The following is a 13,199-nucleotide window of genomic DNA, read 5'->3' as shown; positions in this document are numbered from 1 at the left end:
GTGTGCCGGGAAGTCTGGTCGGCGAGGTCTTCCGCCTGTCCTCTTCCCCGGGAGTTTTTATGGCCGCCACCCCGCCCTCTCCGCTTTTTTTCGCCCGCAGGCTGTTCGTGCATCCGGGCCGGCGTCATGCGCGGGCGATGGCATCGGTACTGCGGCGGGAGACCGTGGGCGGGCTGATGCTGATGGCCGGCGCGCTGGTGGCGCTGCTGTGGGCGAACTCGCCGTGGAAAGCCGGCTACGGCTCCTTCACCGGCGCGTCCTTCGGACCGGCCCATCTGGACCTGCGGCTGACCGTGGCGCAGTGGGCGTCGGACGGTCTGCTGGCGGTGTTCTTCTTCGTGGTCGGCCTGGAGCTCAAGCGGGAGTTCGTCGCGGGGGATCTGGGCTCGCCGAGCCGGGCGGTGCTGCCGATCGTCGCAGCGGTCGGCGGGATGATCGGCCCCGTCGTGGTCTACACCGCGGTCAACACCGTGTCGGGCGGAGGGACGCTGCAGGGGTGGGCAGTGCCGATGGCCACCGACATAGCGTTCGCGGTGGCGGTGCTGGCCATCATCAGTACGCATCTGCCGGCGGGGCTTCGCTCGTTCCTGCTGACGCTGGCGGTTGTCGACGACCTGCTGTCGGTCCTGGTGATCGCGGTGGTCTTCACCGACCGCATCAACGGATGGGCGCTCCTGGGTTCGTTCGCGGTGGTCGCGCTGTTCTGGGTGCTGGTCCGGCGCGGGGTGACGTACGGGTGGGTGCTGGTGCCGCTGGGGGCGGCGGCGTGGGCGCTGATGCACGCGTCCGGGATCCACGCGACGATCGCCGGGGTCATGCTCGGCTTCGCCGTTCCCGCCCTGCCCGGGGCCGGCGAGCGGCTGAGCCTGTCGGAGCGGTTCGAGCACCGCTGGCGCCCGGTCTCCGCGGGGGTGGCGGTGCCGCTGTTCGCGCTGGTCTCGGCGGGCATCTCGCTGTCCGGCGGCCTGGGACCGACACTGTCCGACCCGGCCGGCCTCGGCGTCGGCCTCGGACTGGTGCTGGGCAAACTGGCCGGGGTGTTCGGCTCGACCTTCCTGCTGGCCCGCTTCACCCGCGCCACGCTGGACAGTGACCTGTCGTGGTGGGACGTGCTGGGCATATCCCTGCTCGCCGGAGTCGGCTTCACCGTCTCCCTGCTGATCGGGGAACTCTCCTTCGATCCCGGAACTGATCGGGAGAATCACATCAAGACCGCGATCCTGCTCGGCTCCCTTGCCTCCGCCTTCCTGGCCACCGCTGTCCTGCGCTGGCGCAACCGCCTCTACCGGCGGCTTTGCGCGGACGAGGCGGCCGACGCCGATCATGACGCCATCCCCGACGTCTACCAGCCCCTCCCCGAGCGCCCCTGACCCGCCGGAGCGTGCGGCCGGCCGCACGCCGGCGACGGCGGCCCCGGGTGGTGAACGAACGGTCCTGGTTTCCCCGACGGTGCAGCGTGCGGCGCGGGGCACCGGCCAGGCACGGTCCGTGGGGAAGTCTGGTCCGCATGGTCCTCACCCGCGCCCATCGACGGGAACCTGCCTGTGACGCACCAGCCCGCGCCTGCTCCTTCTGCGGCATCCGCTGCGCTGCGCCGGCCACCGCGGCGGTCGGTGCTGTTCTTCGCATTCGCATTCGCCGTGATCGCCGACCCCGTCTCCTCGGTCGCCTACGCCATCGAAGCGGCCCTGCGCGCTCTGCACGGCGACCTGTCCCGGCTGGTGCCCACCATGGCCCTGGTCGTCGGCCTGGTCGTGCTCGTGACCGCGAACTACTGGCAACTGGTCGCCCGCTTCCCCAAAGGCGGTGGCGCCGCGGCGGCGGCCGGCCGAGCCTTCGGACCGCAGTGGACGTTCCTGCCGATCGGCGCACTGGTGGTGGACTTCGTCCTGACCATCGGCGTGTCGATCTCGGCGGCGGTCAGCGCGGTGATCGCGCTGGTCCCGGGCGTGGCGCCGTTGAGGATCCCCTTCGCGCTGCTGCTCCTGGTCGCGGTGGCCGGGCTGACCTGGTTCGGGCACCGCGGGCGGCTGCTGTTCGCCGGCATGACCGCGGTGTTCGTCACGGTCGCCGTTGCCGTCATCATCCTGGGCTTCACCGGCCCGCACAGCCACGGCACCGCCCCCTCCACCCCGCACCCGGGCGGGCTCCCCGCCGTCCTGGCCGTGGTGCTGGCCTTCCCCGTCGCGATGGCCCTGGCCACCGGGATCGAGGCACCCTCCACCGCCATCGCCCAGCTCGGACAGCTCGACGACACCGCCCGCCGGCGCTTCGGCCGCGGCACCCTGGCCCTGCTGCTCGCCATCGTCGGCGGCCTGACCCTCACCCTGGCCGCGCTGGCCACCCGTCTCCACACCGGCTTGCCCGCCCACAACTCCACCCAGATCGCCGACATCGCCCACGCCGCCTCCGGACCCGGCTGGCTCTACACGCTCTTCCAGCTCACCAGTGCACTGCTGCTGCTGGCCGCCGCGTCCTCGTCGTTCCAGGCGGGCCCCGGCCTGCTCAAAGCCCTCGCCGGAAGTGACCGGCGCCCCGGGGTGCTGCCCGCCTGGCTCGGCCGCACGAACCGCCAGTACACCCCGTACTGGTCCGTGCTGGTCTACCTCGCAGCCGCCGCCGTCATCATCCTCGCCGCCGCCGGAAAGGAGCAGAAACTCGTCCTGTTCTACGCCGTCTCCGTCTTCGTCAGCTTCCTCATCGGCCTCCTCGCCATGACCCACTTCGCCCGCACCGAACACCACCGAGCGCTGGCCGCCCTCAACGCCACCGCCGCAACCGCCGTCGCTTTCACCCTGATCATCAACCTCGCGCGCGGTTGGCCGCTGCTGTCCCTGGCCGCCACCATCGTGATCGCCGCCGCTCTCCGCCTGCGCTGGACCCGCGCCGGACGACCCAGCGGTCTCGAAGACATCGAAGCCCACACCGAAACCGACTGATGCCCCTGGCGGCCGATCCGGAAGTCCCCGTCAGACGTCGGTGACACAAGGTCAAGGTCGAGTGCCCCGGGACAGTTGAGCCGGGCGGCTCGGCGCGGACATGCCGGACTGCTGTTCGGCGGCGTGGCGGCCGGTTGCGGGTGTCAGGTGTGGGGGGCCGGGGCGCAGCCGGCGGCGCGCTCCGGACGACGGACCAGGGGGCGGGTGGCGGCTCCGGCAAGGGCCTGGCGGGCGGCTTCGCGGAGTGTCTCGCGCGGGGTCTCGGCCCGGGTGCGCTCTGTCCCCGCCGAGCGGCACGGCGTCGACCCCGCCCGGTGGATCGAGGAACCCGTCTGTGTCGGCCTGCCGCGCGGATCGGCCCGGGATCGTCCACCGCGGCGACTGCGGCGCCCCCGTCCGATCCGTCCTGGCCTGCCACCACCGACGGCCCGCGCCGCCCTCCGGCGCCACGACAGCGCGCCCTTCTCCATCTGCCGCGTCTCGACGGAAGCCGCTGCGGAGTGGGCCGCCCCGGCCGCCGCCCCGGTCACGTCGTGGACGCGGATGCCGGGTGTGTCCGGACCGTTGAACGTCTGTGTCAGCGGCAGCACGATGACCTCGGATCCCGCCGGGAACGGGGTCGGGAAGGTGACCCGGGTGAAGGTCGAGGTGTTCCCGCCCGAGGTCTCGATCGCGTTCCCGGAGCTCAGGCTGATCTTGCCGGTCTGGATCATGGTCATGGGCAGCTCCTGCACTTCGGTCTCCGGGATTGCCGTCTCGACAACCGAGATCAATCTGTCCGCCTAGTGGCCGGGCCTGGTAGCAGGCCCGGCCTTCCGGGGCTAGGACAGAGTCGGGTGGGGTTGGCTCAGTCGTCGTTCGAGTCGAGGACCAGGACGCTGCTGCCGAACTCGCTGACGGCGTGGTCGCCCGGCTCGACGGTCTGGAGTTCGTCGCCCGAGCAGGTGCAGCCACTGCAGATAATGACGGGTGCGTCGGTGTGGTTGTCCACGCTCAACGGCCACAAGGCCGAGTCGTAGCAGCCCTCGGGGTTGGTGTGGACGACTCCGTTGATGCCCAGCCAGCCGCCGGCCGCGTGGGCGAACCGCGGGGCGGCCACCGCGATGCCCGCGGCGGCGGCGAGGGTTCCGTGTCAGAGGGCGACGATGCCTTCGCCGCCGACTGCGTTGGGCACGGTGACGGTACCCACCGGGGTGAGGGAGCCGTTGGCGCCGATACGGAAGGCGTCGACGGCGCCGACCCCGCCGGTCTGGACGTACAGGAAGTGCGCGTCGGGGGTGACGGCCGCGTCGACGGTGCCGGTCCCGGTCGGGGTGTTGCCGAGCGGCACCAGGGTGGCGCGGCGGGTCTGCCGGAATCCCGACAGCGTGTTGCTGCCGGCGTTGGAGGCGTAGAAGTACTGGCCGGCCCGGACGACCCAGCAGGTGGCCATCTGACCCGTGGGAGCGTCGTCGAGCTGGACGAGCCGGCCGTCGCGGCGGAGCCGGAAGGTCAGGACCGCGTTGTTGACGCCGTCGGTGACGACCAGGCGGCCCTGTGCGTCGAAGGTGAAGCCGAAGGGCTGCCTGCCCGCTTCGGTGGTGACCGTATGGCGCCCCGAGGGGGCTCCGGAGGCGTTGAGGCCGAAGACCTCGATGCTGCTGCCGCCCAGCTTCGTGGTGACGACGAGCTGGGATCCGTCCGGGGTGAAGGACACCTGGGCGGGGGTGTGGGTGAACTCCGGGGCGGTCGTGGTGTCGAGGTGAAGCTTGCGGTTCCGGTCGGCGATGCGCTGCAGCCGCTCGTTGCCCGTGATCCGGTAGCCCTGAATGGAGCCGCCGTCACGGGCGTTGAGGACGTAGACCGCGTCCTTGTGAACGGTGACGCTCACCGGGAAGGTGCCGCCGGAGGTGATGACCTGCTCGCGGTGCAGCCGGTCGCCGTCGACGGAGAACACTGTGACGGTGTTGCTGCCCGCGTTCACCGCGAAGAGCAGGTGGTGGTCGAAGTCGTAGGTGAGGGAGTGCTGGGACGCGAGATGGTCGACGACCGAGCCGTCGAGAATGCCGCCCTTGCCACCGGTGGCGAAGGTCCCCTGACGGTGGAGGGAGCCGTCGGCGGCCCGCCGGTAGGCGACGATCGTGTTGCCCGCGGTGTTGTCCGTCTGGACGAAGACCGGGCCGTCGGGGCCTGCCGGGCCCGGGCGGGGTGCCGGGGACGCGGCCGCCGACGCGGCCGGAATGGCGAATGCCGCCATGGACGCCGCCACTGCGATGGCGGACTTGGCGATGCGGGAGAGCGTGGGCACGCGTTTCATCGTTCCCCTTCGGGCTGTCGGGTGGACGGAAAGCGTCCGGGCGCCGCCCGGCTGGTCCGGGCGGAGCGCCGTTCGGCCGTCAGGATCAGGCAGGCAGCTCCCGTCCTCATGGACCGACGGGGCCGGCAACCGCCGTTCGGGCGAGCCGCTCCGTCGAACGGCGGAACCACCTGCGGTGTTCTCGGCAATGGGAAGAGGCGCCGCTTGACCTCGGCGCCCCTTCCCATGCGCAGCCCTCCGGGGTTGGGGTGCCGCCCGTGCTCACCCGAGGGGGTCAGAGGGCGACGATGCCCTCGCCGCCGGCGGCGTTCGGCACGATCACGCTGCCGGTCTTGGTCAGGGAGCCGTCGGAGTTGATCCGGAAGCTGTCGACGCCACCGCCCACCCCGGTCTGGACGTGGAGGAACTTCCCGTCGGCGGTGACGGCCGCGTCGATCGTGCCGGCGGCGGTGCTTGTGTCGCCGATGGCTGTCAGGGAGGCGTGCTGGCCCTCGGTCAGCCCGGTGAGGGTGCCGCTGCCGGCGTTGGAGGCGTAGAAGTGGTCGCCGGAACCGATCACCCAGCAGGTGGCGGCCTGGCCGGTGGCCGCTTCGGAGACCTTGGTGAGCTTGGCGTCGCGGCCGACAGTGAAGGTGGCAACCGAGTTGGTGGCGCTCTCGGTGACGACCGCCCGGCCGGCGGCGTCGAACGTGAAGCCGAACGGGCCCTGACCGGGTGTGCTGGTCACCACGGGCTGGGCGGCGGGGCCGAGCAAGCCGAGCGGGAAGACGTCGATGCTGTTCCCGCTCTTGGTGGTGACGATGAGCTTGCCGCCGTCGGGGGTGACGCCGACCTGGCCGGGAGTGGTGCCGGCGGGAAGGCCGAGCCCGCGGTGCCAGGACGGCACCTTGACCAGTACGCCCGCCAGGCTCAGGTAGCCCTGGACCGAGCCGCCGTCGTCGGCGTTGAGGACGTAGACGGAGTCCCCGTGCACCGCCACGCTGACCGGGAAAGCGCCGCCGGAGGTGACGACCTGGCGCCGGATCAGCCGGTCGCCGTCCACTGAGAAGACGGTGAGGGTGTCGCTGCCCGCGTTCACCGCGTACAGCAGGTGATGGGCGCTGTCGTACGTCAGCGCGCCCTGGGAGGCCAGGTGGTCCGGTCCGGTGCCGGGCTCCTGGCCGCCGAGGCCGCCGGTGGCGTAGGTGCCCGCCTGGCTGAGGGAGCCATTGGCGGCCTGGTCGTAAGCGACGACGGTGTTGCCCTGGAGGTTGTCGGTCTGGACGAACACCGTCGAGCCGCTGTGCGGGGAGTGCGCGCTGGCCGGGCCGGCGAACACGGCGGCGGAGGCGAGGGCCGCGGTGAGCAAGCCGGCGGCGCGGAGGGCGGTGAAGGTCATGATCGTCCCTTTCGGCAGGTGGTTCCGGGGGCCGCGGCGCCGGGCGCCGTTCCCCATCACTTCTTCTGCTGCCGCCAGAGACGTGCTCTTACATAACGCAACTCTTACGTCGGCATCAGCCTCGGCGTCGGCGTCGGCCGCCAGGCGAACGGATACGACGTGACCGTGATCGGAACCTCGACCTCGCCGCCGTTCGGGAGCGCAAGCGGGCCATGGTCTCGGGCGCACGCGACAACTACGCGAGCCGGCTGACGCAGGAAGGACTGGAGCTGATCGAGGGGGAAGCCCGTTTCACCGGGCCCAAGACCGTCGAGATCGCGCTGAGGGAGGGTGGGACGCGGGAGATCGGCGCCCCGGTGATCGTTGTCGACACCGGCACCCGCCCCAGGCCGCTGACGATCAGCGGAGCGCAGGACGTCCCGCTGCTGGACTCGACGACGATCATGGAACTGGACACGCTCCCCGAGCACCTGATCATCCTCGGCGGGGGCTACATCGGCCTCCGCGAAGCCGGTCCGGGTCGAGGAGGTGGACGGCGGGCAGGTGCGGCTGACGGTCCGCACCCCGGACGGCGAGGAGCACATCGAGGGCTCCCACCTGCTGTCGGCGATCGGCCGCGTTCCCAACACCGAGGCACTTCCTGCTCGACCCGCGGGGCCGGGTCGTGGTGGCCGTCTACTCCAACGGCGCCATCGGCAGTCTCGTACCCGAGGACGTCGCGGGGCTGGTCCGCTACGTGAGGGAGCACGCCGGGCAGTAGAGGTGAGAGGCGGGTGCGACAAGAACGGGCCGCCGGGCCCGCTGTTACGGTTGCCGCCATGGGACACAGGGACCTCGAAAGCGGCGGTACCGCCACCGCGAAGCCGGGCCTCGATCCGGAGTCCGCGGCGTGGGTGGCGGCGCTGAGCGACGCTTCCGCGCGGACGCGTGAGGAGGCGTACGAGCGCCTGCACGCCGTACTCCTCCGTATCGCCAGGAGCGAGCTGCGCCGTCGGGGCTCCGACACCCGGATCAGCGGCCCGGAGGTGGATGACCTGGCCCACCAGGCCGCCGCCGACGCCCTGCTCGCCGTCACCCGCAAGCTGGCGGGCTTCCGGGGCGAGAGCCGCTTCACCACGTGGGCCTACCGCTTCGTGATCCTGGAGGTCTCCTCCAAGGTGGGTCGCCATTTCTGGCGCCGGCCGACCGAGGCGCTGGCCACGGAGGACTGGGACCAACTGCCCGACCGGCTGGGCCTGGACCCGGCCCACGAGTCGCAGTGGCGTGAGCTGGTCCGCGCCTTCCGGCAGGCGGTGGACGACGTGCTCACCGAGCACCAGCGCCAGGTCTTCGTCGCCGTAGTGCTCGACGGGATACCCCTGGACGCCCTGGTGGTGCGCTGGAGCACCAACCGCAATGCCATCTACAAGACGGTCTTCGACGCGCGGCGCAAGGTGCGGGCCCAACTCGTCGCCGGTGGGCACCTGGACCGGAAGGGAGAAGACACGTGAACGAGGCAACGGCACGGATCGACCATTTCCTGCACACCGATCCCCGCGATGTCGGCTGCGAGCAGGCCATGGAGATGCTGCACGTCTACGTCGACCTGGTGGCAGCGGGTGGCAACGCGCAGGCGCGCTACCCGGGCATGGCGGCCCATCTGCGGGCCTGCGGCCCCTGCGCACAGGACTTCGAGGGTCTGCTGGCCGCAGTGGGCGGCTGACCGCATCCCGGTCAGCTGTCCGCCGGCCGTCCGGAGAAGTGGCACCCCCGCAGTTGGACGAATCGGCGGCCTTCGACGGTCCAGGCCGATTCCCGGACCCACCCGGCCGCGGCGGCATACCGGTGGAGGGCGGCGGGCCCGACCCGGGCCCACGGGAAAGTGATGCCGTGAGCACCGATGCCGTCGTGGAGACGGACCTCCGAGCGCTCGTCGAGGTCGTCGGGGATACCGCAGGGCGCCGCCTCGGTGATGAGTCTTCCGTGCGGGTGGAGCACGCCGCGTACTCGGGTGAGCAAGGCGGCGGGATCGCCGCCGATGCCGATATTGCCGTCGATGAGCAGCGCGGTCCGCCAGCGGCCTTCCCTGGGCAGCGGGTCGAAGACCGAGCGGAGCAGGGCGGTACCGCCGGTGGCCCGGGTGCGGTGGACGGCTTCGGGGCTGACGTCGATGCCCAGAGCCGGCAGGCCCCGCGCGGCCACGGCGGTGACAAGGCGGCCGGGGCCGCAGCCGATGTCGAGCGTCGGACCGTGGCAGGCATGGAGCACGGATCGGTCGGCCGCGTCGGGCTCAGCGCACCAGCGTTCGATGTCGAGCGGGAGCAGCCAGCCGTCGGAGCGGTGCAGGAAGAGGGGCCCCCGGCCGGTGCGCAGTGCGGTGGCGTACGGGTCGGCGGTCGACCATGCCCGGGCCGTGGGCACCTTGACGCGGACGCTCATCGTGCGCCCGCCGGGGCGAACCGGGCCAGGGCGGCAGCGAAGCGGCTGCCGGGTGCGTGTGCGGCGACGGCTTCGGCGTCGGACGCGGTGTCGACGTCCCGCAGCTCGGGCAGGTCGCGGACGGTCAGGCCGGCGCCGGTGAGCCGGCCGCGCTGCACCCGCCCGGTGTCCGGGGTGGACATCGGCACTCCCCGCAGCAGAGTCGGGTCAGGTTCCCGCAGGCCCAGCGCCCAGAACCCGCCGTCCGTGGCCGGTCCGAACCACGCGTCCGCCGGGTCGTCGCGGTCGGGCAGCAGCGCGGGCCGCAGCAGCTCGGGAGTGATCTGCGGGGTGTCCATGCCGATGAGCAGCGCCGGACCCTCGCACAGCGCGAAGGCGGCGGCGAGCCGTTCATCGAGGCCACCACCGGTCTGCGGGATCACCTCGATTCCTTCCGGCAGCCAGTGGCCGGGGGTCCCGTCGAGTACGAGCAACCGCCGCCGCGCGGGGCTCGCCGCGAGGACCGCGAGGGTGTCGGCCAGTGACGCCTCGGCCAGCGCGGCCGCCTCCTCGGGCGTGTACGGCGGGGTCAGCCGGGTCTTGACGCGTCCGGGCCGTGGTTCCTTGGCGATCACCATCAGTGTGGTCATCGGGCACCTGCCGAGCCCGTCGTCACGCCCGCAGAATCCGCGGCACCGGCTGGCACCGCACCGGTCACCGGCGGAGCCCCCAGCACCGCCCGCATGTCCCGCACGGCGTGCCAGGTGCCGCGCCAGGTTCCGGTGACCTTGGAGCGGCCGGTGCGCGGGTGGTAGGGGACGTCGCGTTCGGTGATCCGCCAGCCCGCGTCGGCGGCCTTGACCACCATTTCCAGCGGGTAGCCGCTGCGCCGGTCGGTCAGGTCGAGGGCGAGCAGGGCCTCGCGTCGGGCCGCTCGCAGCGGTCCGAGGTCGTGCAGCCGCAGGCCCGTGCGGCGGCGCAGCATGCGGGCGAGGGCGATGTTCCCGGCGCGGGCGTGCGGCGGGAACGCTCCGCGGGTGACCGGTCGGCGGCGGCCGAGGACCAGGTCGCTGTCTCCGGCGGCGATCCGGTCGACGAAGTCGGGCAGCAGGGCGGGGTCGAGGGAGGCGTCGCAGTCGCAGAAGCACACGAACTCGGCCCGGGCCGCGAGGAGTCCGGCGTGGCAGGCGGCGCCGAAGCCGCGGCGCGGCTGGTGCACCACAGTTGCCCCGAGATCGGCCGCGATGCGCGCGGAGCCGTCGGTGGAGCCGTTGTCGACGACGATGGCCCGCCAGCCGGGCGGGATGCGTTCCAGCACCCGGGGCAGGGCCTCGGATTCGTCGAGACAGGGCAGGACGACGTCGGCGGTGGGGTTCACGAGGGATCCAGTCGTGTCGAAGGTTCGGGGCGGAAAGGAACGGAACGGACCGGCCGGCGGGGAACATCCGCGGTCAGGGCGCGGCAGGCGTCGGCGCTCCCTCCCGCTGCGCCGCGTGGGCGAACTCGGCGACCCCTTTGGCGAAGGACACTTCGGGCCCCCAGCCGAGTTCGGCGCGCAGCCGGCCGGAGGTGGCGGTGATGTGCCGGACGTCGCCGAGCCGGTATTCGCCGGTGATCTCGGGGGCCGGTCCGCCGTGCGCGGTCGCGAGGGCGGTCGCCATGTCGGCGATAGTGTGCGGGTTGTCGCTGCCGGTGTTGTAGGCGCGCAGCACGCCGTCCGGGCGGTCGCCGACACCTTCCAACGCGAGGACGTTGGCTTCCGCCACGTCCCGCACATGGACGAAGTCCCGCCGCTGGGCGCCGTCCTCGAAGACCTGCGGGGCCCTGCCGCGGGCGAGGGCCGAGCGGAAGAAGGAGGCTACACCCGCGTACGGGGTGTCGCGGGGCATGCCGGGGCCGTACACGTTGTGGTAGCGCAGTGCGATCGCCCGGCCGCCGGTGGCGCGGGCCCAGGCGGCGGCAAGGTGCTCCTGGGCGAGCTTGGTCGCGGCGTAGACGTTCCGCGGGTCGAGGGGGGCGTCCTCGTCGACGAGGCCCGGCGTCAGGTCGGCGCCGCACTGCGGACAGCGGGGTTCGAAGCGCCCGGCGTCCAGATCGGCCACCGTGCGCGGGCCGGGGGTCACCCGGCCGTGCCGCGGGCAGTCGTAGCGGCCTTCTCCGTACACGACCATGGATCCGGCGAGCACCAGGTCCTGGACGCCGGCGCCGGCCATGGCGGCGAGGAGGTGCGCGGTGCCCAGGTCGTTGCAGCCGACGTAGGCCGGGGTGTCGGCGATGTCCTTGCCGAGGCCCACCATCGCGGCCTGGTGGCAGACCGCCTGGACACCGCGCAGTGCCCGGGACAGGGCCTCGGGGTTCCGTACGTCCTCGGCGATGAACTCGGCGGTCCCGGCGGGCGGTCGAGCCGGCGGGACCGCGTGGGCGGTGGGCAGCAGGGCGTCGAGGACGACCGGTTCGTGGCCGCGGGCCGCGAGGGCGGCAACGATGTGGGAGCCGATGAAGCCGGCGCCGCCGGTGACAAGTACGCGCATGGATCGGACCCTAGGGTGACAAGCAGTCCGGCGGACCACTGCCACCACGGGCACCACAGGTTCGTAAGGATTTCACTTGCGATTGCCCCGGGCCGCCCGCCACTGGCGGAACACCAGGAGCAAGCCGGAGGCGGCGAAGAGCACAGCGGTGATCAGCACCCAGCGGCCGAGGAACACCCCGGGCGACAGCAGCGTCGCCCTGCGGTACGTCGCCCCGGCGTCCTGGGAGATCAGCGGCCAGTAGACGAGCAGGAGCAGCAGGGAAAGGAAGGCGGGGACCCGGATGTGGTTGACCAGCATGATCCGCGCCGGTGATCCCGGCCGGCGGCCTCGCAACGCCTTGTGCAGCAGCCAGTCGGTGCCGCCGTAGAGCGGCACCAGCACCAGGTCGTGAATCAGCGCGGCGCCGACGGCCCACTCCACCACGCCCCACCAGTCGCCTGTGAGCAGCCGGGCGAGCGCGTAGCCGCACAGGGCGAAGGAGGCGAGCAGGACCAGTAGGTGGAAGGCGGACTCGCCGTAAACGGCGCGGAACAGGCGTTTCATGCGTGCTCCTCGAAGTCCGTCGCGCCGAAGCTCAGTTGGCGGACCCATTTGGTATTCATCACGCCCGGTGCGTCCGGCACGATGATCCGGGCGGGGTGGCCGTGGTCCGGGGAGAGTTCGGCGCCGTTGACCCGCAGGGCCAGCAACGAGCGTCCGTCGCCGACCTGGTTGGCGCGCAGCGCCACCGCCCGGAAGGACCCGGCGAGCTGCACGGACTCCACGAACACCCCGGGCGGTTCGGTCTCGTGGCCGACCAGCGCGGCAAGGTCCCGCAGCCGTACGCCCTCCCAGTGCTGGTTCTCCGTGGACCATCCCTCGACGCAGGCGATGGGCAGCGCCGAGCCGTACTGGGGCAGTTGCCGGAGCCCGTCGAGAGTGAGGGTGACGCTGCGGCCGGTCGCGCCGCGGACGGTCAGCCGCCAGTTCTCGCCGATGTCCTGCGGGCGGACGTGCGCGGTCGCAGCCGGTTTGTTGACCGGGAAGCCGCCCGGGCCGTCGCCCGGCTGACGGCCGTGCGGTGCCAACAGGGCGGTGGTGCGCAGCGGTCCGCCGATGCTCTGGCCGGCAGTCACCAGGAAGAGCACGAAGGAGCCGAGACCGACCATGCCCAGCGCCCCGCGCCTCGACATCGTGGGTTCGGCGGGGTGAGTGGACACCAGGCCGCTGTCGTCGGCTGGCTCCGGCTTCGTCCGGGAGGTCGGCGTGCGCAGTTCCGCGCGGAAGTCCCGACTGCGCAGGGCCCGCACGACCTGGGGCATGCGCAGGGCGACATGGGCTGCCACCGCCCCGACGAAGACCCACGCGCCGTAGAAGTGCAGCGGGTAGAACGACCCCGGGAAGACGTAGTCCAACTGGACGTTCAGCAGGCCGGTGACGAACTCGAAGATCCCACCCCCGACGAGCAGCAGCAGCGACAGCCGGTCCAGGGCGTGCCCCAGCCGACCGCGACGGGTGGCAGCGTGAAGAGTTTCGGGACCACCGACCAGAGCTTGGCCAGCAGCACCGGGACCAGCACCGACACCGAGCGTGACGTGAAGTCCCTGCGTGACGCGGTACAGCCAGGTAGGGGTGGGTGGGCCAGGAGAACAGATAGAGCCGAGCAGGCCCTTGCC

At 72.2% G+C, this 13,199-nt stretch carries 13 protein-coding genes and 2 pseudogenes; 5 read left to right on the top strand and 10 right to left on the bottom strand.

Features of this window, described 5'->3' with window-relative positions; genetic code table 11:
• Nucleotides 1–137 precede the first annotated feature (137 nt).
• On the top strand, nucleotides 138–1,370 hold the full coding sequence (gene nhaA, locus GA0115240_RS03140; protein WP_237554556.1) for a Na+/H+ antiporter NhaA: 1,233 nt from the start codon (nucleotides 138–140) through the stop codon (nucleotides 1,368–1,370).
• Nucleotides 1,371–1,613: 243 nt separating this feature from the next.
• Nucleotides 1,614–2,939 (top strand): amino acid permease, encoded by a 1,326-nt coding sequence (locus tag GA0115240_RS03135; RefSeq protein ID WP_093735102.1) that lies wholly within the window; start codon nucleotides 1,614–1,616, stop codon nucleotides 2,937–2,939.
• Between the two features lie 143 nt (nucleotides 2,940–3,082).
• On the opposite strand, the gene GA0115240_RS37825 is transcribed toward GA0115240_RS03135, so the two are convergent.
• The 4 genes from GA0115240_RS37825 to GA0115240_RS03115 all read right to left on the bottom strand — a co-directional run bounded on the left by GA0115240_RS37825 (nucleotide 3,083) and on the right by GA0115240_RS03115 (nucleotide 6,613).
• Nucleotides 3,083–3,658, bottom strand: coding sequence for a hypothetical protein (locus GA0115240_RS37825; protein ID WP_237554555.1), 576 nt, complete (start codon nucleotides 3,656–3,658; stop codon nucleotides 3,083–3,085).
• A 128-nt stretch (nucleotides 3,659–3,786) separates the two neighbouring features.
• Nucleotides 3,787–4,038 (bottom strand): hypothetical protein, encoded by a 252-nt coding sequence (locus tag GA0115240_RS03125; RefSeq protein ID WP_093735101.1) that lies wholly within the window; start codon nucleotides 4,036–4,038, stop codon nucleotides 3,787–3,789.
• A gap of 33 nt (nucleotides 4,039–4,071) precedes the next feature.
• Nucleotides 4,072–5,235 carry a lactonase family protein gene (locus tag GA0115240_RS03120; protein ID WP_093735100.1) on the bottom strand — a complete coding sequence of 388 codons (1,164 nt, stop codon included), beginning with the start codon at nucleotides 5,233–5,235 and terminating at the stop codon, nucleotides 4,072–4,074.
• Between the two features lie 274 nt (nucleotides 5,236–5,509).
• Nucleotides 5,510–6,613 carry a lactonase family protein gene (locus GA0115240_RS03115; protein ID WP_093735129.1) on the bottom strand — a complete coding sequence of 368 codons (1,104 nt, stop codon included), beginning with the start codon at nucleotides 6,611–6,613 and terminating at the stop codon, nucleotides 5,510–5,512.
• A 212-nt stretch (nucleotides 6,614–6,825) separates the two neighbouring features.
• Here GA0115240_RS03115 and GA0115240_RS39100 point away from each other — a divergent pair.
• The 3 genes and pseudogenes from GA0115240_RS39100 to GA0115240_RS03095 all read left to right on the top strand — a co-directional run.
• Nucleotides 6,826–7,065 (top strand): annotated as a pseudogene (locus GA0115240_RS39100) (FAD-containing oxidoreductase); the annotation flags it as partial.
• A 366-nt stretch (nucleotides 7,066–7,431) separates the two neighbouring features.
• On the top strand, nucleotides 7,432–8,103 hold the full coding sequence (locus GA0115240_RS03100) for an RNA polymerase sigma factor (protein WP_202450976.1): 672 nt from the start codon (nucleotides 7,432–7,434) through the stop codon (nucleotides 8,101–8,103).
• A complete protein-coding gene (locus GA0115240_RS03095; protein ID WP_093735099.1) occupies nucleotides 8,100–8,315 on the top strand; it encodes a hypothetical protein in 216 nt (71 codons plus the stop codon). Before GA0115240_RS03100 ends, GA0115240_RS03095 begins: the two co-directional genes overlap by 4 nt.
• An 11-nt stretch (nucleotides 8,316–8,326) precedes the next feature.
• On the opposite strand, the gene GA0115240_RS03090 is transcribed toward GA0115240_RS03095, so the two are convergent.
• The 6 genes and pseudogenes from GA0115240_RS03090 to GA0115240_RS03065 all read right to left on the bottom strand — a co-directional run.
• A complete protein-coding gene (locus GA0115240_RS03090; protein ID WP_093735098.1) occupies nucleotides 8,327–9,031 on the bottom strand; it encodes a methyltransferase domain-containing protein in 705 nt (234 codons plus the stop codon).
• On the bottom strand, nucleotides 9,028–9,660 hold the full coding sequence (locus GA0115240_RS03085) for a TIGR04282 family arsenosugar biosynthesis glycosyltransferase (RefSeq protein WP_093735097.1): 633 nt from the start codon (nucleotides 9,658–9,660) through the stop codon (nucleotides 9,028–9,030). Before GA0115240_RS03085 ends, GA0115240_RS03090 begins: the two co-directional genes overlap by 4 nt.
• Nucleotides 9,657–10,388: a glycosyltransferase family 2 protein gene (locus tag GA0115240_RS03080; protein WP_093735096.1), complete on the bottom strand. Its 732-nt coding sequence runs from the start codon at nucleotides 10,386–10,388 to the stop codon at nucleotides 9,657–9,659. The genes GA0115240_RS03085 and GA0115240_RS03080 overlap by 4 nt, the downstream gene beginning before the upstream one ends.
• A gap of 73 nt (nucleotides 10,389–10,461) precedes the next feature.
• A complete protein-coding gene (locus GA0115240_RS03075) occupies nucleotides 10,462–11,541 on the bottom strand; it encodes an NAD-dependent epimerase/dehydratase family protein (protein ID WP_093735095.1) in 1,080 nt (359 codons plus the stop codon).
• A gap of 72 nt (nucleotides 11,542–11,613) precedes the next feature.
• Entirely contained in the window at nucleotides 11,614–12,087 is a 474-nt protein-coding gene (locus GA0115240_RS03070) for a hypothetical protein (RefSeq protein ID WP_176724973.1), read from the bottom strand.
• Nucleotides 12,084–13,199, bottom strand: a pseudogene (locus tag GA0115240_RS03065) (molybdopterin-dependent oxidoreductase); the annotation flags it as partial. The gene GA0115240_RS03070 and the pseudogene GA0115240_RS03065, both read right to left, overlap by 4 nt.

Source organism: Streptomyces sp. DvalAA-14 (genome assembly GCF_900091855.1).
GTDB lineage: Bacteria > Actinomycetota > Actinomycetes > Streptomycetales > Streptomycetaceae > Actinacidiphila.
This window is presented reverse-complemented; position numbering and strand designations above follow the sequence as displayed.